24 protein-coding genes are annotated in these 25,730 nt (G+C 45.3%); 15 read left to right on the top strand and 9 right to left on the bottom strand.

All coding sequences use genetic code 11. The features are described from left to right. The first annotated feature begins 475 nt into the window (after nucleotides 1-475). The gene (gene nagE / locus QMA41_RS06525; protein ID WP_281629144.1) at nucleotides 476-2,050 is read left to right on the top strand and encodes an N-acetylglucosamine-specific PTS transporter subunit IIBC; all 1,575 of its coding nucleotides are present in this window, start codon (nucleotides 476-478) and stop codon (nucleotides 2,048-2,050) included. Between the two features lie 262 nt (nucleotides 2,051-2,312). Next, nucleotides 2,313-3,983, top strand: a complete 1,671-nt coding sequence (gene glnS / locus QMA41_RS06520) for a glutamine--tRNA ligase (protein WP_045986226.1) — start codon at nucleotides 2,313-2,315, stop codon at nucleotides 3,981-3,983. A gap of 186 nt (nucleotides 3,984-4,169) precedes the next feature. Here the strand turns inward: glnS and fcrX are convergent, their stop codons facing one another. Next, nucleotides 4,170-4,616, bottom strand: coding sequence for a ferric iron uptake transcriptional regulator FcrX (gene fcrX / locus QMA41_RS06515; protein ID WP_006959592.1), 447 nt, complete (start codon nucleotides 4,614-4,616; stop codon nucleotides 4,170-4,172). Between the two features lie 207 nt (nucleotides 4,617-4,823). Between fcrX and QMA41_RS06510 the strand changes: the two genes are divergently transcribed. Further along, complete coding sequence (locus QMA41_RS06510) at nucleotides 4,824-5,330, top strand: DUF4442 domain-containing protein (RefSeq protein WP_038156581.1); 507 nt, start codon at nucleotides 4,824-4,826, stop codon at nucleotides 5,328-5,330. Between the two features lie 39 nt (nucleotides 5,331-5,369). On the opposite strand, the gene fldA is transcribed toward QMA41_RS06510, so the two are convergent. The 3 genes from fldA to QMA41_RS06495 all read right to left on the bottom strand — a co-directional run bounded on the left by fldA (nucleotide 5,370) and on the right by QMA41_RS06495 (nucleotide 7,031). After that, nucleotides 5,370-5,903, bottom strand: a complete 534-nt coding sequence (gene fldA / locus QMA41_RS06505) for a flavodoxin FldA (RefSeq protein ID WP_281629143.1) — start codon at nucleotides 5,901-5,903, stop codon at nucleotides 5,370-5,372. Between the two features lie 47 nt (nucleotides 5,904-5,950). Beyond that, nucleotides 5,951-6,172 carry a DUF2788 domain-containing protein gene (locus QMA41_RS06500; RefSeq protein ID WP_006959589.1) on the bottom strand — a complete coding sequence of 74 codons (222 nt, stop codon included), beginning with the start codon at nucleotides 6,170-6,172 and terminating at the stop codon, nucleotides 5,951-5,953. Nucleotides 6,173-6,266: 94 nt separating this feature from the next. Further along, the gene (locus QMA41_RS06495; protein WP_006959588.1) at nucleotides 6,267-7,031 is read right to left on the bottom strand and encodes an alpha/beta fold hydrolase; all 765 of its coding nucleotides are present in this window, start codon (nucleotides 7,029-7,031) and stop codon (nucleotides 6,267-6,269) included. 141 nt (nucleotides 7,032-7,172) lie between these two features. Between QMA41_RS06495 and seqA the strand changes: the two genes are divergently transcribed. Both seqA and pgm read left to right on the top strand, forming a co-directional pair. Continuing rightward, the gene (gene seqA, locus QMA41_RS06490) at nucleotides 7,173-7,715 is read left to right on the top strand and encodes a replication initiation negative regulator SeqA (protein ID WP_006959587.1); all 543 of its coding nucleotides are present in this window, start codon (nucleotides 7,173-7,175) and stop codon (nucleotides 7,713-7,715) included. A 90-nt stretch (nucleotides 7,716-7,805) separates the two neighbouring features. Beyond that, complete coding sequence (gene pgm, locus QMA41_RS06485) at nucleotides 7,806-9,452, top strand: phosphoglucomutase (alpha-D-glucose-1,6-bisphosphate-dependent) (RefSeq protein WP_281629142.1); 1,647 nt, start codon at nucleotides 7,806-7,808, stop codon at nucleotides 9,450-9,452. A gap of 100 nt (nucleotides 9,453-9,552) precedes the next feature. On the opposite strand, the gene QMA41_RS06480 is transcribed toward pgm, so the two are convergent. Further along, entirely contained in the window at nucleotides 9,553-10,305 is a 753-nt protein-coding gene (locus tag QMA41_RS06480) for a DUF1853 family protein (protein ID WP_021456484.1), read from the bottom strand. Nucleotides 10,306-10,417: 112 nt separating this feature from the next. Here QMA41_RS06480 and QMA41_RS06475 point away from each other — a divergent pair, with 112 nt between their 5' ends. After that, nucleotides 10,418-11,176 (top strand): Nif3-like dinuclear metal center hexameric protein, encoded by a 759-nt coding sequence (locus QMA41_RS06475; RefSeq protein ID WP_281629141.1) that lies wholly within the window; start codon nucleotides 10,418-10,420, stop codon nucleotides 11,174-11,176. A gap of 202 nt (nucleotides 11,177-11,378) precedes the next feature. Here QMA41_RS06475 and QMA41_RS06470 read toward each other — a convergent pair whose 3' ends face one another. Further along, the gene (locus QMA41_RS06470; protein ID WP_006959582.1) at nucleotides 11,379-12,668 is read right to left on the bottom strand and encodes a citrate synthase; all 1,290 of its coding nucleotides are present in this window, start codon (nucleotides 12,666-12,668) and stop codon (nucleotides 11,379-11,381) included. A gap of 396 nt (nucleotides 12,669-13,064) precedes the next feature. Between QMA41_RS06470 and sdhC the strand changes: the two genes are divergently transcribed. The 8 genes from sdhC to sucD all read left to right on the top strand — a co-directional run bounded on the left by sdhC (nucleotide 13,065) and on the right by sucD (nucleotide 22,688). After that, complete coding sequence (gene sdhC / locus QMA41_RS06465; protein WP_006959581.1) at nucleotides 13,065-13,457, top strand: succinate dehydrogenase cytochrome b556 subunit; 393 nt, start codon at nucleotides 13,065-13,067, stop codon at nucleotides 13,455-13,457. Further along, the gene (sdhD, locus tag QMA41_RS06460) at nucleotides 13,451-13,795 is read left to right on the top strand and encodes a succinate dehydrogenase, hydrophobic membrane anchor protein (RefSeq protein ID WP_006959579.1); all 345 of its coding nucleotides are present in this window, start codon (nucleotides 13,451-13,453) and stop codon (nucleotides 13,793-13,795) included. Before sdhC ends, sdhD begins: the two co-directional genes overlap by 7 nt. Beyond that, the gene (gene sdhA / locus QMA41_RS06455; protein ID WP_019275577.1) at nucleotides 13,796-15,562 is read left to right on the top strand and encodes a succinate dehydrogenase flavoprotein subunit; all 1,767 of its coding nucleotides are present in this window, start codon (nucleotides 13,796-13,798) and stop codon (nucleotides 15,560-15,562) included. It abuts the gene before it with no gap. 14 nt (nucleotides 15,563-15,576) lie between these two features. After that, nucleotides 15,577-16,287 carry a succinate dehydrogenase iron-sulfur subunit gene (locus tag QMA41_RS06450; protein WP_281629140.1) on the top strand — a complete coding sequence of 237 codons (711 nt, stop codon included), beginning with the start codon at nucleotides 15,577-15,579 and terminating at the stop codon, nucleotides 16,285-16,287. A gap of 94 nt (nucleotides 16,288-16,381) precedes the next feature. Continuing rightward, nucleotides 16,382-19,207 carry a 2-oxoglutarate dehydrogenase E1 component gene (gene sucA / locus QMA41_RS06445; protein WP_281629139.1) on the top strand — a complete coding sequence of 942 codons (2,826 nt, stop codon included), beginning with the start codon at nucleotides 16,382-16,384 and terminating at the stop codon, nucleotides 19,205-19,207. Between the two features lie 27 nt (nucleotides 19,208-19,234). Then, on the top strand, nucleotides 19,235-20,440 hold the full coding sequence (gene odhB, locus QMA41_RS06440) for a 2-oxoglutarate dehydrogenase complex dihydrolipoyllysine-residue succinyltransferase (RefSeq protein ID WP_006959571.1): 1,206 nt from the start codon (nucleotides 19,235-19,237) through the stop codon (nucleotides 20,438-20,440). A 209-nt stretch (nucleotides 20,441-20,649) separates the two neighbouring features. Continuing rightward, on the top strand, nucleotides 20,650-21,816 hold the full coding sequence (gene sucC, locus QMA41_RS06435; RefSeq protein WP_006959569.1) for an ADP-forming succinate--CoA ligase subunit beta: 1,167 nt from the start codon (nucleotides 20,650-20,652) through the stop codon (nucleotides 21,814-21,816). Then, entirely contained in the window at nucleotides 21,816-22,688 is an 873-nt protein-coding gene (gene sucD / locus QMA41_RS06430) for a succinate--CoA ligase subunit alpha (protein WP_006881309.1), read from the top strand. The genes sucC and sucD overlap by 1 nt, the downstream gene beginning before the upstream one ends. An 84-nt stretch (nucleotides 22,689-22,772) precedes the next feature. Here sucD and QMA41_RS06425 read toward each other — a convergent pair whose 3' ends face one another. Next, the gene (locus QMA41_RS06425) at nucleotides 22,773-23,060 is read right to left on the bottom strand and encodes a hypothetical protein (protein WP_006959568.1); all 288 of its coding nucleotides are present in this window, start codon (nucleotides 23,058-23,060) and stop codon (nucleotides 22,773-22,775) included. 804 nt (nucleotides 23,061-23,864) lie between these two features. On the opposite strand from QMA41_RS06425, the gene QMA41_RS06420 reads away from it, so the two are divergent. After that, nucleotides 23,865-24,383: a GNAT family N-acetyltransferase gene (locus QMA41_RS06420; RefSeq protein WP_281629138.1), complete on the top strand. Its 519-nt coding sequence runs from the start codon at nucleotides 23,865-23,867 to the stop codon at nucleotides 24,381-24,383. Here the strand turns inward: QMA41_RS06420 and QMA41_RS06415 are convergent. Both QMA41_RS06415 and QMA41_RS06410 read right to left on the bottom strand, forming a co-directional pair. Next, entirely contained in the window at nucleotides 24,331-24,630 is a 300-nt protein-coding gene (locus QMA41_RS06415; protein ID WP_006959567.1) for a DUF3301 domain-containing protein, read from the bottom strand. The two genes, QMA41_RS06420 and QMA41_RS06415, sit on opposite strands and share 53 nt — an antisense overlap. 3 nt (nucleotides 24,631-24,633) lie before the next feature. Then, on the bottom strand, nucleotides 24,634-25,671 hold the full coding sequence (locus QMA41_RS06410; protein ID WP_281629137.1) for a DUF3549 family protein: 1,038 nt from the start codon (nucleotides 25,669-25,671) through the stop codon (nucleotides 24,634-24,636). Between the last annotated feature and the right edge of the window lie 59 nt (nucleotides 25,672-25,730).

Here is a 25,730-nt window from a genome sequence, read left to right as displayed (position 1 = left end):
AGCTAATCCTTATAAGTTTGATTTTTAATACTTCTATTCGTCCAACTGAAACATTTACTACGTATCTTTATACTTTATTTGTGAGCTTCAATTAGGTCGCAAAATATCTTTAGCAAGCAGAAAATATTCTATATGAAATTAGTTTTATCCTCATCTAAAAGCCTGCTGAGTATAGAGAAGATAACCGATACGAAATCTGGTAAACCCCTTGCTCTATCAGCGTGATGTTGATGAGTACATCTTAAGAATACCGTGAATATTGCGTGTGTGTTGCTATTTTTTTGTATTGTAAAATAAGTTTTATGATCTCGCTAGCAAAATCCTTGAACTATGCCATTTTCTGGTGATTATGATCACAATTGATAAGGTTTTAATTTGCGGGGCAAAATTAATGGCATAAACTGAGCAGGACTAAATTGAGCGACTAAAAAAAGTAGCTCAGCCAAAATACAAAATCCTATAGGGGGAACTTAAGGTGAATATTCTTGGATATGCGCAAAAGTTAGGTAAAGCTCTTATGCTACCTATCGCAACGCTTCCAGTTGCGGCTTTGCTCTTACGCTTAGGTCAACCAGACCTACTTGATATTGCGTTCATGGCGCAAGCCGGTAACGCAATCTTTAGTAACCTGCCGTTGCTATTCGGTCTAGGTATCGCAATTGGCCTGTCTAAAGATGGCTCTGGCGCTGCGGGTCTAGCAGGTGCGGTTGCTTACTTTGTTCTAACTGCAACAGCAACGACAATCGATGCTTCAGTTAACATGTCATTCTTCGGTGGTATTTTCGCGGGTATCATTGCAGGTCACTCATACAACGCTTTCCATGCAACACGTCTTCCAGAGTGGCTAGCCTTCTTTGCGGGTAAACGTCTTGTACCTATCATGGCTGGCCTATTCGCAGTTGTCGCGGGTGCAATTTCTGGCGTTGTTTGGCCAACGATTCAGGGCGGTCTAGATACATTGGCGCACGCAGTTTCTACTTCTGGTGCGATTGGTCAGTTTGTCTACGGTACGCTAAACCGTGCGCTAATCCCTGTTGGTCTTCACCATGTACTTAACTCTTACTTCTGGTTCGGCATGGGTACATGTCAAGAAGTGTTGGTGACAGGTGCTCAGGCGGCAGGTCAAGCTCTTCCTTCTCTACAGCAGCTGTGCGTGGACCCAAGCATTGCTAAGACTCTAGTTGCTGGTCAGACTCACACCTTCGAATTTGCTAACTCTGTAACACCAGAAATTACAGCAACAGTGAAAGAAGTAACTGAAACTATCAAGTCTGGTGATCTAAACCGTTTCTTCGGCGGCGATAAGAGCGCTGGTGTATTCATGAACGGTTTCTTCCCTGTAATGATGTTTGGTCTACCAGGTGCAGCACTTGCAATGTACCTAGCGGCTCCTGCTGAAAAGCGCAGCCAAGTGGGCGGTGCGTTGTTCTCAGTTGGTTTCTGTTCTTTCCTTACAGGTATCACTGAGCCTCTAGAGTTCATGTTTGTTTTCCTAGCGCCTGCACTGTATGCAATCCACGCTGTGTTTACTGGCCTGTCACTGGTTGTAGCGAACATGTTCGGTACTCTGCATGGTTTCGGTTTTTCTGCGGGCCTAATCGACTTCATCTTGAACTGGGGTCTAGCAACTAAGCCATTCACACTACTACTGATTGGTCTTGGTTTTGGTGCGCTTTACTTCTTCACTTTCACGTTCGCGATTCGCGCATTTGACCTGAAATCTCCAGGCCGTGAAGATGACGATACAGAAGTGGCTGCTGCTGCAAGCGGTGACGCAGGTAAAGGTGATCTAGCTCGCCAATACCTAAAAGCGTTAGGTGGTCACGAGAACCTAACAACGATTGATGCTTGTATCACACGTCTGCGTCTGACGCTGAAGGATCGCTCAGTTGCGAATGAAGATGTGTTGAAGAAACTTGGTGCTAAAGGTGTGGTGAAACTGGGTGAGAACAACCTTCAAGTTATTCTTGGTCCTTTGGCAGAAATTGTGGCTGGTGAGATGAAAGCCATCGGTGTAAACGAAGATTTATCTGACGTAAAACTGCCATAATCACATTGAATTACACTGGATAAGACAAAAGCCTCCCTTCATGGGAGGCTTTTTGCATTTTCCCCTAAGTGTCGAACTGATGAATTCCTGAGCAAAGCCTGTAAACAATCCCATCAATTTGCTAATTATTGCCATTTAAACTGCGGTTATAGTTGTGTAACTGCAAAGAATTGTGGATCATTAGCCGTTATATATCTGGTATTGCTAAGAGCCGTCCCAGAAAACTTTTATCTGACAATACTAAACAATTGAGGTGCTATAGATGAGTGAAGCTGAGGCTCGTCCATCGAACTTCATTCGCCAAATCATCGATAAAGATTTAGCGGATGGTAAACACACTAGCGTGCATACTCGTTTCCCGCCGGAACCGAACGGTTACCTGCATATTGGTCACGCTAAGTCAATTTGCTTAAACTTTGGTATTGCTCAGGACTATCAGGGTCAGTGTAATCTGCGTTTTGATGACACTAACCCGGAAAAAGAAGACGTCGAATACGTTGAGTCTATTAAGAATGATGTGAGCTGGTTAGGCTTTGAGTGGGATGGTGAAGTATGTTACTCATCAAACTACTTCGATAAGCTTTACGGCTACGCGGTTGAATTAATTGAGAAAGGCTTAGCGTATGTTGAAGAGCTAAGTCCTGAGCAGATTCGTGAGTACCGCGGTACACTTACCCAGCCAGGTAAGCCAAGCCCATATCGTGATCGTACTCCTGAAGAAAACTTAGCGTTGTTTGAGAAAATGCGCGCTGGTGGTTTCGAAGAAGGTAAGGCGTGTCTGCGCGCTAAGATTGACCTAGCGTCATCTTTCATTGTGCTGCGCGATCCGGTTCTTTACCGTGTACGTTTTGCTGAACATCACCAGACAGGTGATAAGTGGTGCATTTATCCAATGTACGACTTCACACACTGTATTTCTGATGCGCTGGAAGGCATTACGCACTCTTTGTGTACGCTGGAATTCCAAGATAACCGTCGTCTATATGACTGGGTGCTGGAAAACATCACCATTGATTGCCAGCCGCATCAGTACGAATTCAGCCGTCTAAACCTTGAATACACAGTGATGTCTAAGCGTAAGCTAAACCAACTTGTGACTGAAAACCTCGTTGACGGTTGGGATGACCCACGTATGCCAACGATTTCTGGTTTGCGTCGTCGTGGCTTCACGCCTGGTTCAATCCGTGAGTTCTGTAAGCGTATTGGTGTCACTAAGCAAGACAATATGATCGAGATGGGTTCGCTAGAATCTTGTATTCGTGATGATCTTAACGAGAACGCGCCACGCGCGATGGCGGTTCTTGATCCAGTTAAGATTGTTATCGAAAACTACGATGAAGGTAAGGTGGAAACACTTACCGTAGCTAACCACCCTAACAAACCAGAAATGGGCGAGCGCGAAGTACCGTTCACTCGTGAGGTTTGGATCGAACGTGAAGACTTCCGTGAAGAAGCGAACAAGAAGTACAAGCGTCTTGTTTTAGGTAAAGAAGTTCGTCTGCGCGGTGCGTACGTGATCAAAGCTGAGCGCATTGAGAAAGATGCTGAAGGCAACATCACTACAATCTTCTGTACTTATGACGCCGATACTTTAGGCAAGAACCCAGAAGATGGTCGTAAAGTGAAGGGTGTAATTCACTGGGTATCGGCTGATAAAGGTCTTCCTGCTGAGATTCGTCTATACGACCGTCTATTTACAGTGCCTAACCCAGCAGCGGCGGATAACTTCGCAGAAACAATCAACCCGGAGTCGCTAGTTACGATGAAGGGTTTTGTTGAGCCAAGCCTAGTGTCTGCTGAAGCGGAGAAAGGTTACCAGTTCGAACGTATGGGTTACTTCTGCACTGATGCGAAAGACTCTAAGCCTGAAGCACTAGTGTTCAACCGCACGGTTGGCTTACGTGATACTTGGGCTAAGATTGAAGCGAAATAAACTTCGTTTAATAAATACTAGATAATGAAAATGCCCGTCATCGTACGGGCATTTTTTTATTCAAAATTTGTCTTGTGGCGACATAATATTTCCGCTCATCTGAGAACGTGAACTCAAAGCCAGTGAAGATTCTCAACAAGTAAAAAACGTCGCATAGAAAAAACGCTCCCAATTGGGAGCGTTTTATTATTTCTTCTTGTGAGCGTCTGGATTATCTCGACAGCTACCATCAGCGCACTTGCCGTAAAGATACAAACTGTGGTTTGTCAGAATCACATTGTATTGTGAAGCGATCTCTTTTTGGCGTTCTTCGATAATGTCGTCGGCAAACTCAATAACTTCACCACAGTCCAGACACACAAGGTGATCATGGTGATGTTGAGTGGACAGTTCAAACACTGACTTGCCGCCTTCGAAATGGTGGCGAGTGACAATACCTGCATCATCAAATTGGTTCAGAACTCGATATACTGTTGCCAGGCCGATCTCTTCACCAAGATCAATAAGCTTTTTGTACAGTTCTTCGGCGCTGATATGTTGGCATTCCGGCTGTTGTAATACTTCTAAAATTTTCAGTCTCGGAAGGGTAACTTTTAGACCAGCGTCCTTAAGAGCTTGGTTATTGTCTGACATATACTTTCCTGTTGATGATCTGCAGTAAATAACAGAGTTCAATATTCCTATCATTATAGGGTAGTACAAGATAACAATAAACCACGAACTTCAAAGGGTTACTAGTATTTTTTTGTAAACTCGCGCAACGTCACTGATAAAACACATCAGACCAGTTACAATTAATTAACATCTTGTTGTTAACACTCTACTTTCAGGGATGGAAAAATGAATAAATCGCTGGCAAAAATATACAAGCCCGGAATCGTAAAATTTGCCCTTAACATATGGCCGCCCTTCTGGGGGGCAGGGATTCGGATCATTTCCATCAGCGAAGATTTCCGTCAGGTAAAGATGAAACTTAAACTGCGTTGGTGGAACAAGAACGCCAATCGGACCCAATATGGCGGAAGTATCTTTTCTCTCACTGACCCTGTCTACTCGCTGATGCTGATGGGAATTTTAGGTGAGCGCTATTTTGTGTGGGATAAAGAAGCGAGTATCAATTTTATTAAACCGGGACAAAGCGATCTGTATGCGGACTTTATTGTTCCTCAGGACTTACTTGATGACATCTTAAGTCAAACGGCCAACGGCGATAAGTGTTTCCCTGAGTTCATCATTTATGTCAAAGACAAAAATGGCAATGTCGTCTCTGAAGTCCAACGTAAACTGTATGTTCGTAAGAAGCCCCAATATCGTGAAGACGATGAAGGTGAAGAACAAGTGGCATAAAAAAACCTCCGCAAGGGAGGTTTTTTCAAAATTTCGGGCTTAGCCTTCTAGTTCGGCTAGGCACATTTCTTCGTGAATCTGTTTACACCAGTTGCTCACGCGTTCGTCAGTTAATTCTGGCTGACGATCTTCATCAACACATAGGCCGACAAACATACTGTCATCACCTTCAACTAGGCCTTTTGAAGCTTCAAACTCGTAGCCTTCAGTCGAAGTGTGACCGAGAATAGTACCGCCTTTCGCTTCGACGATATCACGTACTGTGCCCATTGCATCACAGAAGTACTCTGCGTAATCTTCTTGGTCTCCGCAACCAAAGATAGCAACAAGCTTAGTTGAGAAGTCGATTTGCTCAAGCTCAGGGAAGAAATCATCCCAGTCACATTGTGCTTCACCGTAATACCAAGTTGGGATACCAAGCAACAGAAGATCGAAGTTATCGATATCTTCTTTACTGCTTTTCGCGATATCTTGTACGTGAACTAGTTGTTTACCTAGTTGCTTTTGAATCATCTTTGCAACAGCTTCAGTGTTACCTGTGTCGCTACCAAAGAAGATACCTACACTTGCCATAGATTCGTTACCTTTACTATTTTCTGTTGTGGCCAATCAAAGAGGGATCAACCCAACCCAGTTCCTTCCCAGCTCAGCTGAATGAGGCCTTTAGCGACAAAACCAGCGCAGCCCAGGAACAGAACGAGCCAAACTATACGACGACCGAAAGGTGGAACATTCCCCGCTTTGAGGACATCTTTTATCGCCATACCAATAAAGAAGAAGATAGACGCAAAAAGTAAATCGAGACCAATTGACTCGAGCATGTTCATATAGTCGTAAAGCATGGAATCCCTTTATGCCAGATTACTTGCGCCGCACTATACCACTGTTAAAAGATAAAGTTAACGGGCAGGGCGCAACAGACCTCTCATTCTGTTTTTAAGCGATAAATTTGCGTATAGCGCGCAGAACTTCCTGAGGCTTTTCTGCGTGTAACCAGTGACCAGTATTGGCGATGACATGCGCCTTTACATTGGCAAACTGTTTTTGCACTTCACCTTGATGCTCTGCTGTGAGGTAGTCTGAGTCTCCACCTTTCACCATCAGAGTCGGAGTGGTGATTTTATCTATTGGATTCCAACCTAGAATCTGAGAGTAATTGTCCCAAAGACTGGCAACGTTAAACCGCCATTCTAAATGCTCACCATTGTTGTATAGCGACTTGCCAAGAAACTGCCTGACGCCTTCCATCTCGATATGATGCGCAAGAATGTCCAGAGCTTGCTTACGTGAAGTCGGTTTCTGTTCAAGTACTGCTTTTAGGCCCGCAAAGACATTATCGTGTCGACGTTGGCCGTACGCGACTGGCGCCATATCTAAGACCAATAGTTTTTCAACTTGAGCTTGGGCAAGCCCTGCTAATTTCATTGCCACTTTGCCGCCCATCGAATGACCAATCAGAATGTAGCGTTCAAGGCCAAGGTGTTGCAGCGTGTTTAACACGTCTTGAGCCATCAACTCATAATTGTGTTGAGAGGATTGAAAAGACAAACCATGATTGCGCAGATCAATGCTGACCACCTGAAAATCTTGGCGTAAATCTCGGGCTAGCAGACCAAGGTTATCTAGGTTGCCAAATAAGCCGTGGATCAAAACTATGGTGTGACCCTCACCTTCGATTTTGTAGTTGAGCAGTTGTGACATTTTACTATATTCGTGACTGGTTTAACGTAGCGCCTCATTCGGCCATTGATCTGCTTCAGATAGCAAATCTGGAACTCGCATATTGAGGGGACTTGGGTATATAATCCCACAGAGTTTAAACATAGAGATTGTGAAAAGCGAATGAAAACAATTGAGGTTGATGAGGATCTATACCGTTACATCGCAGGTCAAACCCAACACATCGGTGAAAGTGCATCAGACATTTTACGTCGCCTTCTCGCGGTTGATGAGCAGAATCAACCATCAACACCTGTAGTGCAAGCCGCACAACCTAAAGGAATTGTGGTAAGCCGTGATGCTGCAAAAGAAGAGAAAGTAGACAGCGTAAAAGCAATGCGCTCGCTGCTCATTTCTGATGAGTTTGCTGGTCTGAAAAAGGCCATCGATCGATTCATGTTGGTATTATCGACTCTGAACCGCATTGACCCGCAGGGATTTTCAGAAGCAACTCAAGTCAAAGGTCGTAAGCGTGTGTATTTTGCTAACAATGAGCAAACGCTGCTAGAGAGCGGTAACACGACAAAACCAAAAGCGATTCCTGGCTCGCCTTTCTGGGTGATTACTAACAACAACACCAGTCGCAAGCGCCAAATGGTTGATCAGTTGATGGCGAGAATGAACTTCCCCGCTGATTTAATTGAGAAGGTCACGAACTCAATTTAAGAATTCTGATTTAAACCTCATAATGTTCAAATAGCTCTGAGTATTATGAGGTTTTTTTGTTTCTGATAATTTTTAAGAAAGGATGTCAAAATGGCTATGCACCCACGCGCTGGACAAAAAGCCCAACAGCAGGATCTGCATAATATCCCTGCACTTGTCGCGAACTATTTTCTACTTCAACCTGACCCTGCTAATCCAGAGCACAAAGTTGAATTCGGCACTTCTGGACACCGCGGTACAGCGGACAAATCTACCTTCAACGAAAATCATATCTTGGCGATCGCTCAAGCGATAGCTGAGGTGCGTGCTGAGAAAAAAACGACAGGGCCTCTATTTGTTGGCAAAGATACGCATGCTCTGTCGGAGCCTGCCTTCTCCAGTGTTGTGGAAGTGTTGATTGCAAACGGTGTTGAAGTTGTTGTACAGCAGGATAATGGTTACACGCCAACGCCAGGGGTGTCACACGCGATTTTGACTCATAACCTTAAACATCAAGATAAGGCGGATGGCATTGTTATCACGCCTTCGCACAACCCGCCGCAAGATGGTGGTATCAAGTACAATCCAACGCACGGTGGTCCGGCAGAAGGTGAATTGACTCAGGCGATACAAGATCGAGCAAATGTCCTGATTGCTGAGGGCTTGCAAGGTGTTAAGCGTATGCCATTAGCGGAAGCAAAAGCATCAGCGCTTTTCACAGAGAAAGACTTAGTTAAGCCATACGTTGACGATCTTGTGAATGTGATTGACATGGATGCAATCCAAAAAGCAAACCTCAAGATCGGGGTTGATCCACTTGGCGGCAGTGGGATCGACTACTGGCGACAAATTGCAGCGGCGTATAACTTGGATCTCACTCTAGTCAGCGAAGCGATTGACCCTTCTTTCCAGTTTATGTCTCTGGATAAAGACGGCGTTGTGCGTATGGATTGTTCGTCACCTTATGCTATGGCTGGTCTGTTGGCGTTGAAAGACGAGTATGCTCTCGCTTTTGGTAATGATCCTGATTACGACCGCCACGGTATCGTGACGCCTAAAGGTTTGATGAACCCGAACCATTTCTTAGCTGTGTGCATTGATTACCTATATCGCCATCGCCAAGGTTGGGGAAGTGACGTTGCAGTCGGTAAGACACTAGTTTCCAGTGCCTTGATTGATCGTGTAGTGGCAGACTTAGGCCGCGAACTGTGTGAAGTGCCAGTTGGTTTCAAGTGGTTTGTTGATGGCTTATATCAAGGTAAGTTCGGCTTTGGTGGTGAAGAAAGTGCAGGCGCTTCGTTCTTGCGTAAAGATGGTACACCATGGTCAACAGATAAAGACGGCATCATCCTTTGTCTGCTAGCTGCTGAAATCACGGCAGTCACTGGTAAGAACCCACAAGAATATTATGAAGAGTTGGCAGCTAAGCATGGCGAGTCTCAATATAATCGTATTCAAGCCGTAGCAAGTGGGCCTCAAAAAGAGGTACTGAAAAAGCTGTCTGCAGAGATGGTCAAAGCAGAGACGCTGGCGGGAGATAAGATCACTGCTCGCTTGACGCATGCTCCGGGTAACGGTGCTGCGATTGGTGGCCTCAAAGTCACGACTGATAACGGTTGGTTTGCGGCGCGTCCATCAGGTACGGAAGATATCTATAAGATTTACTGTGAGAGCTTTAAAGGTGCTGAGCACTTAAAGCATATTGAATCCGAAGCGCAAGAGATCGTGAATCAAGTGTTTGCAGACGCTGGCTTGTAAATTAAATACTTAAGCTTAAGAAAAGGCTGACCGAGTGTCAGCCTTTTCTTTTTTCCGGGTTAGAACTCTCATTATATGGAGAGAACTGCGCTTCATTTGGCTATCCGTTAGGCCAGTGGTCTGGAACCACAAACCAAAATTGCCCTTGCTCAGTTTGTGCGTGGACAAATCGGCCATCAGGTTTGGTAATTGGCTGCTCAAAATCTTGCCTACCTGTTGCCCAGAAAGGTTTGTCTAGCTGGTATAAAGGCTCATCAATGAGTTCCCACTGGCTTTCATAGCACCAAAACCCTGATATTTGGGTTGTGTCAATCTCATAGCCTAGGCAGTGTGTGGGAATGGGCTCGGTGGAAAATGGATTAATATAGAGCCTCCCCTGAAGCAGGAGATGCTCAGTTAAATTGTCTAATTCAGGGTACTTAGATGAAAATTGCGTTGAACTGCTCATTTTTAATTGATGAGAGAGCATGCGATCGAGTTTTTTATCCAGCTGGTCGTGGGCGTTAGGGCCGTACCAAATGCCTTGATGCAATAAATAGAATTTAATTGCCACTTCCCAGTGCTCTAACTGATTCGAACTTTCATTTTTCAAAATCAGATCGATGGCCCCAAGTGTCTGGCCATTTTCCCGATGGATTTGGACTTCTTCTAGCTCTACAGAATATCGACCACTATTGACGAGAAGTTCGGTACATAAATGTTGGTATAGAAAACCGAGTCTAGGGTTACCGTGATAATTTGGGTCACTTAAGGGATGTACCGGCAAAGTCTGCAGAGACTCGAATGGCGGAGTCAGCGTAAACAGAGATGGTGAAGAGGCAATCCAATGGTAAAAACGCTGTAGCTGATTCATCTCTGATCCTTTAAAACAAAATTGACGCTATTGTAACCGCAACCGATTGAAACTAGCATCCTTTATATAGTTGCAATACACTTTGCAAATCGTGCAGTTACTGGAAGTCACAATGAACAATATACAGTTGGAACAGATTCTTAACGAAAAACTTTCTCCTCAACTCATCAAAGATTATGCACCGAACGGTTTACAGGTCGAAGGTAAAACAGACATTAAACGTGTGGTAACGGGGGTGACGGCCTCTCAAGCTCTGATTAACAAAGCGGTTGAGTTGAAGGCGGATGCATTGCTTGTTCATCATGGATATTTCTGGAAAGGAGAACCTGAGCCTATTCGTGGAATGAAAGGGAATCGCATCCGAACGCTAATCAAAAATGATATCAACTTGTTCGGCTACCACTTGCCCTTAGATATTCATCCTGAACTCGGTAACAACGCAGAGCTAGCACGATTACTAGATATTGACGTGGAAGGTGGTCTGGAAGGACATCCGCAATCAGTGGCAATGTTTGGTCGTCTGAAACAGCCGATGACTGGTGCAGACTTCTCAGCCAAGATAGAAAAAGTACTGAGTCGTACTCCTTTACATATTTCGCCTGATAATGCGGATAAAATAATTGAATCTGTAGGTTGGTGTACCGGTGGTGGGCAGGACTTTATCGAGTTAGCAGTAAAACATGGTCTGGATGCGTTTATTTCGGGTGAAATCTCTGAGCGCACTACCTATACAGCCAGAGAAATGGATATACACTATTTTGCAGCAGGGCATCACGCAACAGAGCGTTATGGTATCAAAGCTCTTGGTGAGTGGTTAGCTAAAGAACACGACTTGGATGTTGAGTTTATCGATATTGACAACCCAGTTTAAGGTTAACAATCGCTAAAGGAGCAGAACCAATCGGAGGCTGTACTTATGAATAGAGCCTCCAATATGGACGAAGCGATTCAAACCGCGCTTTATAACTCCCAAAATATTAAAAGGGTTGATGCGAAAGCATCAACCCTTAATTTTTCTAGCTTCTAGCTTCTAGCTTCTAGCTTCTAGCTTCTAGCTTCTAGCTTCTAGCTTCTTATTCGCGTTCGTGAATAGGCTTGAAGTTACGCTGAGTTTCACCAGTGTAAAGCTGACGCGGACGACCAATGCGGTTCAGTGGATCACTGTGCATTTCGTTCCAGTGAGCGATCCAACCAATTGTACGTGAAAGTGCGAAGATTACCGTGAACATTGAAACAGGAATACCAATCGCTTTCAGAATAATACCTGAGTAGAAATCTACGTTCGGGTACAGTTTCTTAGATACGAAGTACTCATCAGACAGAGCAATACGCTCAAGTTCCATTGCTACATCCAGTAGAGGATCGTCAATGTTCAGTTCTTTCAGAACGTCATGACACGTTTCGCGCATTACTGTCGCACGTGGATCGTAGTTCTTGTAGACACGGTGACCAAAGCCCATTAGGCGGAATGGGTCATCCTTGTCTTTAGCACGATCGATGTACTCAGGAATGTTGTCAACACTGCCGATTTCTTCCAGCATCTTCAGGCACGCTTCGTTAGCACCGCCGTGTGCAGGTCCCCATAGTGATGCGATACCCGCGGCAATACATGCGAATGGGTTTGCACCTGAAGAACCAGCAAGACGAACCGTTGAAGTTGAAGCGTTTTGCTCGTGGTCTGCGTGAAGGGTGAAGATCTTATCCATCGCACGTGCAACCACTGGGTTCACTTCGTATTCTTCACATGGGTTAGCAAACATCATGTGTAGGAAGTTTTCCGCGTAGCTTAGGTCGTTACGTGGGTAGATAAATGGTTGACCGATAGAGTACTTGTAACACATTGCAGCAAGCGTTGGCATTTTCGATAGTAGACGATAAGCCGTGATCTCGCGGTGAGTGTCGTTGTTGATGTCTAGTGAATCGTGGTAGAAGGCTGCTAAAGCGCCAACTACACCACACATTACTGCCATTGGGTGTGCGTCGCGGCGGAATCCGTGGAAAAAGCTCGCGATCTGCTCGTGCACCATAGTATGGCGAGTGACAGTAACTTTGAATTGCTCGTATTGTTCTCGTGTAGGGGCTTCACCGTAAAGAAGGATGTAACATACTTCTAAATAATCAGCATTATTAGCTAACTGATCAATAGGGTAACCACGGTGCAAAAGGATACCTTTGCCGCCGTCGATGTAGGTGATTTGAGATTCACAGGATGCAGTGGCAAGAAAACCTGGGTCAAAAGTGAAATAACCATTTGCTCCAAGTTTACGAACATCAATTACAGGCGTGCCAAGGGCACCTTCCATAATTGGCAGTTCGATAGGCGCTTGACCTTCAACATGAAGGGTCGCTTTCTTATCTGCCATAACAATCTCCTTTGTTTATTATTTAATCCGTCCAGGATGTTTGTGTGACATTTTTGTACGTGTGTTCGTTATCAAAGTCAATTTTTCTCCTCCGACTTGTGCACTTGTTTTGATTTTTTATACGTATAAGGTTAAAAATCTGTTCTGTGTAGCAAAAATTGTTACATCAATTGTGCTAAAATGTTTCCAGCCGTATAGTGGCGCCGTAAATTTTGGTGGAAACCTTATAAATTCAAGGTTTGAAACAAATGTGAGGTGATGTTTCAAATCTTGTTGTTAACAAATATTTTACAAATTTACCCCGGTTTTTTGCCTGCTTGTTGTTAAATAAATGTTAACTTTTGTAGGTTTGCAATCAAATTTCGTTCATAACAATAAATGCTTCAATGGAGCTGAGTGAGCAAGCCCGTGAAAGAAAGAAAGTCAAGACCTGTTAATTTAGATTTGCAGACTATCAACTTTCCGATCACAGCAATCGCATCTATCCTGCACCGAGTTTCAGGTGTAATTACGTTTGTCGCGATCGGGATACTTCTTTGGTTATTATCCATTTCCCTGTCTTCCCCTGTAGGTTACGCACAAGCTGTCGACATCGTTGACGGTTTCTTTGTGAAATTTATTTTGTGGGGTATTTTGACGGCTTTGGCCTACCATATAGCAGGTGGTATTCGTCACTTGTTGATGGACCTAGGTCATTTTGAAGAGCTGGAATCTGGCGCAATGAGCGCTAAGGTTGCATTCGCAGCGACGGCCGTTCTGTCTGTACTTGCGGGGATTCTGGTATGGTAAAACACATTTCATCTTTTGGTCGTAATGGTGTGCACGATTTCCTACTAATTCGTGCAACTGCAATCATTATGACGCTTTATACTATCTATCTGGTGAGCTTCTGTGCTTTCTCAGATATTTCTTACGTATCTTGGACACAGTTCTTCGGTGGGACTTTTACTAAAGTCTTTACCATGCTTGCGTTGGTATCCGTTCTTATCCACGCTTGGATTGGTCTATGGCAAGTTCTTACAGACTACATCAAATGCGCTAAGCTTCGCGGTTTTCTACAGCTAGGCATCATTGCAGTGCTATTTGGTTACTTCTTCTCTGGTCTATTTATTCTGTGGGGTGCGTAAGTGTCTATTCCAGTTCGCGAATTTGATGCCGTAGTAATCGGCGCTGGTGGTGCAGGCATGCGTGCTGCGCTACAAATTTCTGAGCAAGGCCTGACTTGTGCTTTGCTATCTAAAGTATTTCCTACTCGTTCACACACTGTTTCTGCTCAAGGTGGTATTACCGTAGCACTGGGCAATTCACACAAAGACGATTGGCAATGGCACATGTACGACACCGTTAAAGGGTCGGATTACATCGGTGACCAAAATGCTATCGAGTATATGTGTAAGAATGGTCCTGAGTCGGTTATTGAATTAGAAAAAATGGGTCTTCCATTTTCTCGCTTTGATAACGGAACGATTTACCAACGTCCTTTTGGCGGCCAGTCGAAAGAGTTTGGTGGCGAGCAAGCCGCTCGTACCGCTGCTGCCGCTGACCGTACTGGTCATGCACTGCTTCATACTCTGTACCAACAAAATGTAAAACACAAAACCACTATCTTCTCTGAATGGTACGCGCTTGATCTGGTTAAGAACCAAGACGGTGCCATTATGGGTTGTACTGCAATCTGTATGGAAACGGGTGAGATTTGCTACTTCAAATCTAAAGCTACCGTTCTAGCCACTGGTGGTGCTGGTCGTATCTACGCTTCAACAACTAACGCACACATCAATACCGGTGATGGTGTTGGTATGGCACTACGCGCAGGTGTGCCAATGCAAGACATGGAAATGTGGCAGTTCCACCCAACAGGTATTGCCGGTGCTGGTGTACTGGTTACCGAAGGTTGTCGTGGTGAAGGTGGTTATCTTCTTAATAAAGATGGTGAGCGCTTCATGGAACGTTATGCGCCTAACGCGAAAGACCTAGCGGGTCGAGACGTTGTAGCGCGTTCAATGATGATCGAAATCCGTGAAGGCCGCGGCTGCGATGGCCCATGGGGTCCTCACATTAAGCTTAAGCTGGATCACCTAGGTAAAGATGTTCTTGAGTCTCGCCTACCAGGTATTTGTGAGCTTTCACGTACGTTTGCTCACGTAGATCCAGTTAAAGAACCAATCCCGGTTATTCCAACTTGTCACTACATGATGGGTGGTGTACCAACTCAGGTTTCAGGTCAGGCGATTAAACAAGCGGCTGACGGCAGCGAATCTGAAGTTCAAGGCCTGTTTGCTTGTGGTGAAATTGCTTCGGTATCTGTTCACGGTGCTAACCGTTTGGGTGGTAACTCACTGCTTGATTTGGTTGTATTCGGCCGTGCTACTGGTCTACACCTAGGCGAAACGTTGGCGGCTCAAACTGAAGCTCGCCCAGCGACAGAATCTGACATTGAAGCATCTCTAGCGCGTACTATGCGTTGGGAAAATAGCACGGGTGGTGAAGACCCAGTACAGATTCGTAAAGACCTACAAACGTGTATGCAAAACAGCTTCTCGGTTTTCCGTGAAGGTGATGCAATGGCAACGGGTCTAGAAGAACTAAAAGTTATTCGCGAGCGCTTGAAAGACGCACATCTTGCCGATAAATCGTCTGAGTTCAATACTCAGCGTATCGAGTGTCTGGAGCTAGACAACTTGATGGAAACGGCCTTCTCGACAGCAGTGGCGGCAAACTACCGTACTGAAAGTCGTGGTGCACATGCTCGATTTGATTACCCTGAGCGTGACGACCAGAATTGGCTATGCCACTCTATTTACAACCCGGAAACGGAAGCGATGACTAAGCGTGATGTCAACATGACGCCAGTTCACCGTGAAGCTTTCCCGCCGAAAGTACGTACATACTAAGGGAGGAATGAATAATGAAACTGAACTTCTCTTTGTATCGCTACAACCCAGATATCGATGATAAGCCATACATGAAGGATTACATCCTTGAAGTAGACGAAGGCTCTGACATGATGGTTTTGGACGCTTTGATTCTGCTTAAAGAACAAGACCCAACAATCGCATTCCGCCGTTCATGTCGTGAAGGGGTGTGTGGTTCAGACGGCCTTAACATGAATGGTAAAAACGGTTTGGCCTGTATTACGCCGTTATCTGCACTAGCAGGTGACAAGCTGGTAATTCGTCCATTACCTGGCTTGCCAGTGGTTCGTGATTTGATTGTCGATATGACTCAGTTCTACGATAACTACGCGAAGGTAAAACCATTCCTGATTGATGACGATGCTCTGCCACCATCTCGCGAGAATCTTCAATCTCCTGATGAACGCGCTCACTTGGATGGATTGTACGAATGTATCATGTGTGCATGTTGTACGACATCGTGCCCATCGTTCTGGTGGAACCCAGATAAATTTATCGGTCCTGCAGGGTTGCTTGCTGCTTATCGTTGGCTGATCGACAGCCGCGATACGGCAACAGATGAACGTTTGTCAAATCTTGATGATGCATTTAGCGTTTTCCGTTGCCATGGCATCATGAATTGTGTAAGTGTTTGTCCTAAGGGACTAAACCCAACGAAGGCTATCGGTCACATTAAGACAATGCTGGTCAATCGTTCGGTTTAATAAACAATAAAAATTGCCGATCACTCTGGTGATCGGCTCTTTATAGCTCGGCATAGACCGAAGCAAACGTGAAAACTACTGGTTAAGGGAAAATATGCACAACGGCGTGATGAAGGCATGGCTCGAGTCTTCACACTTGGCTGGCGCCAATGCAACTTATGTAGAAGATCTCTACGAACTGTATCTAAGTGATCCCGATCTGGTAAGTGAGGAGTGGAAACGTGTATTTGATGGCTTGCCTAAGCCTTCTGAAGAGGTTGTTGAGCAGCCTCATTCGCGTGTCCGCGACTACTTCCGACGACTCGCTCAAGAAACAAAGCATTACAATGTCCAAGTTAGTGATCCAGATGTCGACGCTAAGCAAGTAAAAGTTCTTCAACTTATTAACGCATACCGTTTCCGCGGTCATGAAGCTGCAGAACTTGATCCACTCGGTTTATGGCAACGTCCAACAGTGGCGGAGCTAGACCCAGCATTCCACAATCTCACCGAAGATGACTTCGAAGAATCGTTTAACGTCGGTTCTTTTGCAATTGGTCAAGAGACCATGTTGCTGAAAGACATCTACTCCTCTCTCAATAAAATCTACTGTGGCTCCGTTGGTGCAGAATACATGCACATGACAGACACTGAGCAAAAACGTTGGATCCAGCAACGTTTAGAATCAGTGGTAGGTAAGCCTTCTTTTTCAAAAGAAGAGAAACAAGAGTTTCTTGAAGAGCTGACCGCTGCAGAAGGCCTAGAGCGATACTTAGGCGCTAAGTTCCCAGGTGCGAAGCGTTTCTCGCTAGAGGGTGGTGATGCGCTCATTCCAATGACGAAAGAACTAATCCGCCACGCTGGTAAAAACGGCATGCGCGAAGTTGTTATTGGTATGGCACACCGTGGTCGCTTGAATATGCTGGTCAACGTTCTAGGTAAAAAGCCTCAGGATCTGTTCGACGAGTTTGCGGGTAAACATGACGAAACATGGGGTACTGGTGATGTTAAGTATCACCAAGGTTTCTCAGCAGATTTTGCTACCCCAGGCGGCGATGTGCATTTAGCACTGGCTTTCAACCCTTCTCACCTTGAGATTGTTAATCCAGTAGTTATTGGTTCGGTTCGCGCGCGTCAAGATCGTCTTGGTGATACTGAGGGAAGTACTGTTCTTCCTATCACTATTCATGGTGACTCTGCAGTTGCAGGTCAGGGTGTTGTTGCTGAAACATTTAACATGTCTCAGTCTCGTGGTTTCCGAGTTGGTGGTACTGTTCGCATTGTTGTGAACAACCAGGTTGGTTTCACTACGTCAAACCCGAACGATACGCGTTCGACTATGTACTGTACTGATATTGCGAAAATGGTACAGGCACCAATTTTCCACGTTAATGCTGACGATCCAGAGGCAGTTGCATTCGTGACTCGCATTGCTCTTGATTATCGTAATGAGTTTAAGCGTGATGTTGTGATTGATTTGGTTTGTTACCGTCGCCATGGTCACAACGAAGCGGATGAGCCAAACGCTACTCAGCCATTGATGTATCAAAAAATTAAAAAGCATCCAACGCCACGTAAGCTTTACGCTGACGTGTTAATTGAGCGTGGGGACTTTGGTATTGATACCGCGACTCAGCTAGTAAATGAATATCGTGATGCTCTGGATCGTGGTGAAGTCGTTGTTAAAGAGTGGCGTCCAATGGCACTTCACTCTGTCGACTGGGCTCCGTACATTGGGCATGATTGGGACGTTGAGTGGGACAGTGAGTTCCAAAAAGAACGTTTGCTAGAGTTGGGACAGCGCATTTGTCAGTACCCAGAAAGCCACAAGCTACAGAGCCGTGTTAACAAGCTATACAATGATCGTAAATCGATGTTAAATGGTGAGAAAGCGATTGACTGGGGTATGGCAGAAACACTGGCATATGCGACTCTTGTTGATGATGGTAAGCGTATTCGTATTTCTGGACAGGACTCGGGTCGTGGTACTTTCTTCCACCGTCACTCAGTTCTGCACAACCAAACGGATGCAAGTACATTTGTGCCATTGGCCAATATTCATGACAAGCAGGGTCCGTTTGAAGTTTATGACTCTGTTTTGTCAGAAGAGGCCGTGCTGGCATTTGAGTATGGATATGCCACAGCAGAGCCAAGCGGCCTAACTATTTGGGAAGCGCAATTTGGTGACTTTGCTAATGGTGCTCAGGTAGTTATTGACCAGTTCATATCCTCAGGTGAGCAAAAATGGGCGCGTCTGTGTGGCCTGACAATGTTGCTGCCACATGGCTATGAAGGTCAGGGACCAGAGCACTCTTCCGCACGTTTGGAGCGATACCTACAGCTTTGTGCTGAGCAAAACATGCAGGTTGTTGTGCCATCTACGCCAGCTCAGGTGTACCACATGATTCGCCGTCAGGTTGTGCGCCCGATGCGCCGTCCTCTTATCGTGATGTCTCCTAAGTCATTGCTTCGTCATCCTCTATGTACGTCATCTATTGAAGAGCTTGCGGAAGGTACCTTCCAGCCAGCGATTGCTGAGATAGACAAGTTGGATGCTAAGAAAGTGAAACGCGTCGTTTTCTGTTCAGGTAAGGTGTATTTCGACCTATTAGAACAACGTCGTAACAACGAGCAAGAAGACGTAGCGATTGTGCGGATTGAGCAACTTTACCCATTCCCTCTGGAAGAGGTTAAAGCTGCCATCGAGCAATACACAAATGTAGAAGATTTCGTTTGGTGTCAGGAAGAGCCGCAAAACCAAGGCGCTTGGTACTCAAGCCAACACAACTTCCGTGCTGCTATTCCGGCAGGTGCAGATCTTAAATACGCTGGACGTCCAGCGTCAGCATCACCTGCAGTAGGTTACATGTCAGTACACTTGAAACAACAGAAAGCGTTGGTTGAAGACGCACTTACCGTGAATACAAAAGCTTCAGACTAAGAACTGAAGTTAAAGGAAGAAACAGATATGACAATTGAAATTCTGGTTCCAGATTTACCTGAATCTGTTGCTGATGCGACAGTAGCAACATGGCACAAACAACCAGGTGACGCGGTAGAGCGTGACGAAGTTCTGGTTGACATTGAAACTGATAAAGTAGTTCTAGAAGTACCGGCTCCTGAAGCGGGTGTTCTAGAGGCTATCATCGAAGAAGAAGGTGCTACCGTTCTTTCTAAGCAACTGATTGCTAAACTTAAACCTGGTGCTGTTGCTGGTGAGCCAACAAAAGATACCACTGAGGAAGCGGAAGCGTCCCCAGATAAGCGTCACAAAGCGTCTCTGAGTGAAGAAAGCAACGATGCGCTGAGCCCAGCTGTACGTCGTCTTCTTGCTGAACACAACTTGGAAGCAAGCCAAGTGAAAGGTACAGGTGTTGGTGGTCGTATTACGCGCGAAGATATTGAAGCGCACCTTGCGAATGCCAAAGCTGCACCGAAAGCAGACGCTCCTGTAGCCGAAGCGCCAGCAGCAGCTCGCAGCCAGAAACGCGTTCCTATGACGCGTCTGCGCAAAACTGTTGCAAATCGTCTGCTTGAAGCGAAAAACAACACGGCAATGTTGACTACGTTTAACGAAGTAAACATGAAGCCAATCATGGATCTTCGTAAGCAATACAAAGATCAATTCGAAGAGCGCCACGGCATCCGTCTTGGTTTCATGTCTTTCTACGTGAAAGCGGTTACCGAAGCACTGAAACGTTACCCAGAAGTAAACGCTTCTATTGATGGCGATGACATTGTTTACCACAACTACTTCGACATCAGTATGGCGGTTTCTACGCCTCGTGGTCTAGTTACTCCAGTCCTAAAAGATTGCGATACGCTAGGTTTTGCTGATGTAGAAAAAGGCATCAAAGAGTTAGCGATCAAAGGTCGTGACGGCAAGTTGACAGTAGACGAGCTGATGGGTGGTAACTTTACTATCACTAACGGTGGTGTCTTTGGTTCACTAATGTCTACGCCAATCATCAACCCGCCGCAATCAGCGATTCTTGGCATGCACAAGATCCAAGAGAGACCAATGGCTGTTGATGGCAAAGTAGAAATTTTACCTATGATGTACCTTGCACTTTCTTACGATCACCGTTTGATTGATGGTCGTGAGTCAGTTGGTTTCTTGGTTACCATCAAAGAGCTACTGGAAGATCCAGCTCGTCTACTTCTTGACGTGTAATTAACTCAGGCATCAGATTGATTTTGGTAATCTGGTGCCTAAAGTTTCTAAGGCTGAGCACGCTCAACGCTCAGCCTTCATTTGAAGCACTCGTTATTGAATTGGATAGCTAGTGGTTTATTTGAGAAGACCCTACAGACGTTAGGTCGTTTCGATCAAAGCGTCATGGACATAATAATCCCTCAAGGGAAAACAAACGGAATATCAAAATGAATTTGCATGAATACCAAGCCAAACAGCTGTTTGCAGAATTCGGTTTGCCTGTACCGGAAGGCTATGCGTGTGATACCCCTCAAGAAGCTTTCGAAGCTGCGGGACGCATTAGCACAGAGAAAAAAGTTGTTAAATGTCAGGTTCACGCTGGTGGCCGCGGTAAAGCGGGTGGTGTTGAACTACATGACACAAAAGATGGCGTAAAAGAATTTGCGCAAAAATGGCTAGGTAAGAACCTGGTAACTTACCAAACAGATGCAAATGGTCAGCCTGTTACAAAAATCCTTGTTGAAGAAGCGTCTAATATTGCTAACGAACTTTACCTTGGTGCGGTTGTTGACCGTGCAAGCCGTAAGATCGTTTTCATGGCTTCAACGGAAGGCGGTGTTGAGATTGAGAAAGTTGCGGAAGAAACGCCGGAGCTAATCCACAAAGCTGCGATCGACCCATTGGTTGGCCCTCAAGCTTATCAGGGCCGTGAACTTGCGTTCAAACTAGGCCTAGCGGGTGACCAGATCAAGCAGTTCGTTAAGATCTTCATGGGTCTTGGTACTATGTTTGCTCAGTACGATCTAGCACTACTAGAAATCAACCCACTAGTTGTTACTGGTGAAGGTAACCTGCTTTGTCTAGATGGCAAGATTAACATCGATTCAAACGCTATGTACCGTCAGCCTAAGCTGCGTGAAATGCACGATCCTTCACAAGAAGATGAGCGTGAAGCTCATGCTGCTCAGTGGGAACTGAACTATGTCGCTCTAGATGGCAACGTTGGCTGTATGGTTAACGGTGCGGGCCTAGCAATGGGCACAATGGATATTGTAAACCTACACGGTGGTAAGCCAGCGAACTTCCTAGATGTAGGTGGCGGCGCGACTAAAGAGCGTGTAGCAGAAGCATTCAAGATCATTCTATCTGATGACAATGTAAAAGCAGTACTAGTAAACATCTTCGGTGGTATCGTGCGTTGTGACATGATCGCAGAAGGTATTATTGGTGCAGTTAAAGAGGTAGGTGTAAGCGTACCTGTTGTTGTTCGTCTTGAAGGTACTAACGCAGACCTAGGTCGCGAAGTTCTTGCTAATTCTGATGTTGATATCATCGCTGCTGAGTCACTAACTGACGCAGCTCAGAAAGTTGTTGCTGCTGCGGAGGGCAAATAATGTCTGTACTAATTAACAAAGACACCAAAGTAATCTGTCAGGGTTTCACTGGTGGTCAAGGTACTTTCCACTCTGAGCAAGCTATCGCATACGGTACACAGATGGTTGGTGGTGTATCTCCAGGTAAAGGTGGTCAAACTCACCTTGGTCTTCCTGTATTCAACACTGTACGTGAAGCAGTAGAAGCAACTGGTGCAACGGCAACAGTTATCTACGTTCCAGCGCCTTTCTGTAAAGATGCAATCCTAGAAGCGATTGATGCAGGTATCGAGCTTATCGTAACGATCACTGAAGGTATCCCAACAACAGATATGATCGACGTGAAAGTGAAGCTAGAAGAAACTGGCGTTCGCATGATCGGTCCTAACTGTCCAGGTCTAATCACTCCTGACGAGTGTAAGATTGGTATCATGCCTGGTCATATCCACAAGAAAGGTAAAGTAGGTATTGTTTCTCGCTCTGGTACTCTAACGTATGAAGCGGTTAAGCAGACTACAGATGAAGGCTTCGGTCAGTCTACTTGTGTTGGTATCGGTGGTGACCCAATCCCAGGTTCAAACTTCATTGATATCCTAAAACTGTTCCAAGAAGATCCAGAAACTGAAGCTATCGTAATGATCGGCGAGATCGGTGGTACAGCAGAAGAAGAAGCAGCGGCGTTTATCAAAGAGAACGTGACTAAACCTGTAGTTTCTTACATCGCTGGTGTTACAGCGCCTCCAGGTAAACGTATGGGCCACGCTGGTGCAATCATCTCTGGTGGTAAAGGTACTGCGGAAGACAAGTTTGCAGCTCTAGAAGCAGCAGGTGTTAAGACGGTTAAGTCTCTAGCAGACATCGGTAAAGGTCTACGTGAAGTAACAGGTTGGTAATTCACCAATCTGCCTAAACAAAAAAGGCTTGGCATTGCGCCAAGCCTTTTTCTATTCTGGGTCTTATCAGCGAGATAAACTCACTTACGAGTTCGCCATCTTCTCTTCTAATAGTGCCAACCTAGTGGTCAACTCAGCGACTTGTTTTTCCAGCTCAGTAATTCTGCATGCGTCATTAGCTGTTTTAGCAGCGACTTCTACTTTGGGAACACGGTTAGCACTTTTCCAGCTTTTAATTGTCGTTATAAGAGCGGGCATAGGGATGGCTGTACTAAGGCGTGCTTTCACCAAGGCGACGGTTGGCTCCTTACCCTCTTTTTGGAGCTGTTCTAAAACTTCCTTAAGCTCCTGACTAACATCTTGAGTGAGCATATGACCTCCTTGAATGCGTTTAGCGTCATGATACTCAACGTATCCTGTGAATGCGAATAGAAAATGCACGCTTGTAATGTGCGAGATCTCTTACGCTTAGTGTGCGATAAAACAGTCTTACACAGGTGTGATAAACGCATTGTTATTTTATGTTGTTGAATTTGTTTGATATTAAATCTAAATAGCGTATTTATGTAACCTGAGCATTCGTTTATCGCATTGCTTATAGAAAGAGGTAGGGTAAATTACCAAGTGTTGGACGGGATGCTGACACGGAACAGGAACGTTAAGGACTGAACATCTTCGGGACGAAGATTTGGCTAGTAAGGAGTGCTAGTCAGCAAGGAGCGAAGGATACTGTAGGGAAGCAGTTACTGATGGGAACTCAGTACTAAGGACGGATAGGGTCCCTCTGGGAAGAGGCGTGACATTATCAGGATGATACAAAGGACACCGCTCAAGGAACAAGTGACGTGCGCTAACAGGTCAGTTAGCTATCAGGACGATTAGGACACCGCTAGGACGGCGAAGCCAGGATAACACTGAAGGATTCAGTGACTATTAAGGAAGATGCATGGAGCACCTTTTGTGGCCGGACTGCTACGAGTAAGACTATAGCCCCGATATTTGCGTATCGGGGCTTTTCTTTAACCTTAGGCATAACTCACACTAACAACGTCAAAATAACAATCTAGATCAATAACTAAACCTATCAGTTGGTATAACTTTTCGGCTTTGTTTCTACGTTTGGAAACAAAAAATAGCCCCTGAGCTTCGGGGGCATGCTGTCAATAAGGATGTGTTGTGACTATCGTAACTCGCCGAACATTACTGGTGCCATACAATGAATCATTACAGTCAGAATTCTTGATGCTTAACTGTTGTGCCAAGAATCGAGCTGAGATGAATGGACCGCACACTGTTTCTTCAGCAAAACAACTTTTCCAGCAAGTTTTACATGATCACACCATTTATGCGTTGGCTGTTTTAGACAGTCATTCACGAGAATATATCGGGCATGTATTTATCTATCATTTGGATAGTGGGCCGGAATTAGGGTATATCTTTGATAAAGCCTATTGGGGGAAGGGGTACGCCAGTGAAGTACTGAAGGCCTTTTTCCCTAAGGCGGTGCGGGATCTCAACTTAACTCGCGTATCAGCAACAGCCAACATTGAGCACACGCCATCGATTCGTATTCTAGGCAAGCTGGGTTTTGAGTTATGCGGTCAAAATCGTGATGCATTTGGCCTGTATAATGAGTATGTATTTACATCCGATGAGGTGGCAGATCGACCTTTATCAGTCGAAAGCCTTGCATGATCAACTTGCCTTGGTAGCAGTCATCACCAAGCGATGAAAACTCAAATTGATAAACAGAGTGCCAACGCCAGATTCCGTCTGGCGTTTTCAGTTTATGACCTTTTAGCGCGACGCTGATCAATTGCAGATCGAGCTGCTTACATTTGTTGGCCGCGATTGATTTGGCTAACTCAGCTTGTCTTCTCTGTTGCCAGAATAGAAAACAGCCGAATACCAATCCCAGAATGGCTAGAAGGTCACCGATCATCTTTTAGCCCTTAGTCGCTTGTTGAAGTTTTACCAGTGCCTCTGCCAGCTCCTGAGATGGTGCAGAATGAAGCAGGGGTAATAACACCATTCTCAATTCAGGCAGCATCACCAGATCGGCAAACAGTTGATTAAATAGTGCCTGATTTCCAGTCTGAGCTAAACGCAGAAGAAATTGCTGCGCACGTTGTGGGTCGCGGAGAAGGTGCCAACTGCGGCCTGCTACACCAATCAACACTTCTTGATGACTTAAGCGAGGAGACGCGAGTATTTTGTCGAGTATCACTCCTGAATACGACGTATTAGCTCCAGACAATGCACGAGCGAGAGCGCCGAGGAGGAAGATATCTGGGTCATTGCTGTCTATCTGCTCAAGGGCTATTTCTTGTAGACGCTCTGCCAGTTTATTCGGCAAAGGAGTGTGCTCCAGCGCTCCTAACAAGGCATAAAGGGGCTCATTAGGCAGGTGCTTTAGTGCTTTACGTAAGTTGACGCCGTTTTGGTTGTGTCCAAGGCGAGCACAGATATCGGTTACACCTTGAAGGCCGACGGTCTGCCATTTGTCCCAGCCGAGACCTCCAGAAAAGTAGTGCTGTGCGTGCTCATAGTACTGACTGCATGGCAAGTCGAGTTGAGCTCTTATCTGACTGTGAAACACAGCCATTTTATCTTCAGCAGGCTTAAAGGTATAAGGGTTATTCGATAGCTTTTGTTGCTGCTCTTCTGTCATTTCCTGACTCAAGCGCGTACCCATCGCCTCAACAACATATTTAATAAAGTTGCCTACGTCAGCCTGCTTCAATAGACCACGTTCATCCAGCTCAAACTTCAAGAACCAAATCCACGGTTGCTTGTGTTCATTCCAGTAAGCAATCGCGAGATGTGCTTTGCGCTGTAAAGGGAACGGATAGGGCTGAAGGCCTTTTTCTACATCGGCAAACACTTTGCTGTCTATATGTTTGATTCGGCGCCCTAGATCGTAAACCTGATATTGGCATTCACTATTGGTTAATAACTGGCTGAGGGTATGAATGGTGTCCATTGCTGAATAGTCCTAACTTTCTTTCCTCTATAAATGGTACTCTTATGCCTAATTTCAAG

This window comes from Vibrio sp. St2 (assembly GCF_947311885.1).
Taxonomy (GTDB): domain Bacteria; phylum Pseudomonadota; class Gammaproteobacteria; order Enterobacterales; family Vibrionaceae; genus Vibrio; species Vibrio coralliilyticus.
This window is presented reverse-complemented; position numbering and strand designations above follow the sequence as displayed.

Bases quoted from the DNA above. Each gene is read 5' to 3' on its own strand.
- glnS (WP_045986226.1), top strand. From the start codon at position 2,313: ATGAGTGAAGCTGAGGCTCGTCCATCGAACTTCATTCGCCAAATCATC.
- fcrX (WP_006959592.1), bottom strand. From the start codon at position 4,616: ATGTCAGACAATAACCAAGCTCTTAAGGACGCTGGTCTAAAAGTTACC.
- QMA41_RS06510 (WP_038156581.1), top strand. From the start codon at position 4,824: ATGAATAAATCGCTGGCAAAAATATACAAGCCCGGAATCGTAAAATTT.
- fldA (WP_281629143.1), bottom strand. From the start codon at position 5,903: ATGGCAAGTGTAGGTATCTTCTTTGGTAGCGACACAGGTAACACTGAA.
- QMA41_RS06500 (WP_006959589.1), bottom strand. From the start codon at position 6,172: ATGCTTTACGACTATATGAACATGCTCGAGTCAATTGGTCTCGATTTA.
- QMA41_RS06495 (WP_006959588.1), bottom strand. From the start codon at position 7,031: ATGTCACAACTGCTCAACTACAAAATCGAAGGTGAGGGTCACACCATA.
- seqA (WP_006959587.1), top strand. From the start codon at position 7,173: ATGAAAACAATTGAGGTTGATGAGGATCTATACCGTTACATCGCAGGT.
- pgm (WP_281629142.1), top strand. From the start codon at position 7,806: ATGGCTATGCACCCACGCGCTGGACAAAAAGCCCAACAGCAGGATCTG.
- QMA41_RS06480 (WP_021456484.1), bottom strand. From the start codon at position 10,305: ATGAATCAGCTACAGCGTTTTTACCATTGGATTGCCTCTTCACCATCT.
- QMA41_RS06475 (WP_281629141.1), top strand. From the start codon at position 10,418: ATGAACAATATACAGTTGGAACAGATTCTTAACGAAAAACTTTCTCCT.
- QMA41_RS06470 (WP_006959582.1), bottom strand. From the start codon at position 12,668: ATGGCAGATAAGAAAGCGACCCTTCATGTTGAAGGTCAAGCGCCTATC.
- sdhD (WP_006959579.1), top strand. From the start codon at position 13,451: ATGGTAAAACACATTTCATCTTTTGGTCGTAATGGTGTGCACGATTTC.
- QMA41_RS06450 (WP_281629140.1), top strand. From the start codon at position 15,577: ATGAAACTGAACTTCTCTTTGTATCGCTACAACCCAGATATCGATGAT.
- sucA (WP_281629139.1), top strand. From the start codon at position 16,382: ATGCACAACGGCGTGATGAAGGCATGGCTCGAGTCTTCACACTTGGCT.
- odhB (WP_006959571.1), top strand. From the start codon at position 19,235: ATGACAATTGAAATTCTGGTTCCAGATTTACCTGAATCTGTTGCTGAT.
- sucC (WP_006959569.1), top strand. From the start codon at position 20,650: ATGAATTTGCATGAATACCAAGCCAAACAGCTGTTTGCAGAATTCGGT.
- sucD (WP_006881309.1), top strand. From the start codon at position 21,816: ATGTCTGTACTAATTAACAAAGACACCAAAGTAATCTGTCAGGGTTTC.
- QMA41_RS06425 (WP_006959568.1), bottom strand. From the start codon at position 23,060: ATGCTCACTCAAGATGTTAGTCAGGAGCTTAAGGAAGTTTTAGAACAG.
- QMA41_RS06415 (WP_006959567.1), bottom strand. From the start codon at position 24,630: ATGATCGGTGACCTTCTAGCCATTCTGGGATTGGTATTCGGCTGTTTT.
- QMA41_RS06410 (WP_281629137.1), bottom strand. From the start codon at position 25,671: ATGGACACCATTCATACCCTCAGCCAGTTATTAACCAATAGTGAATGC.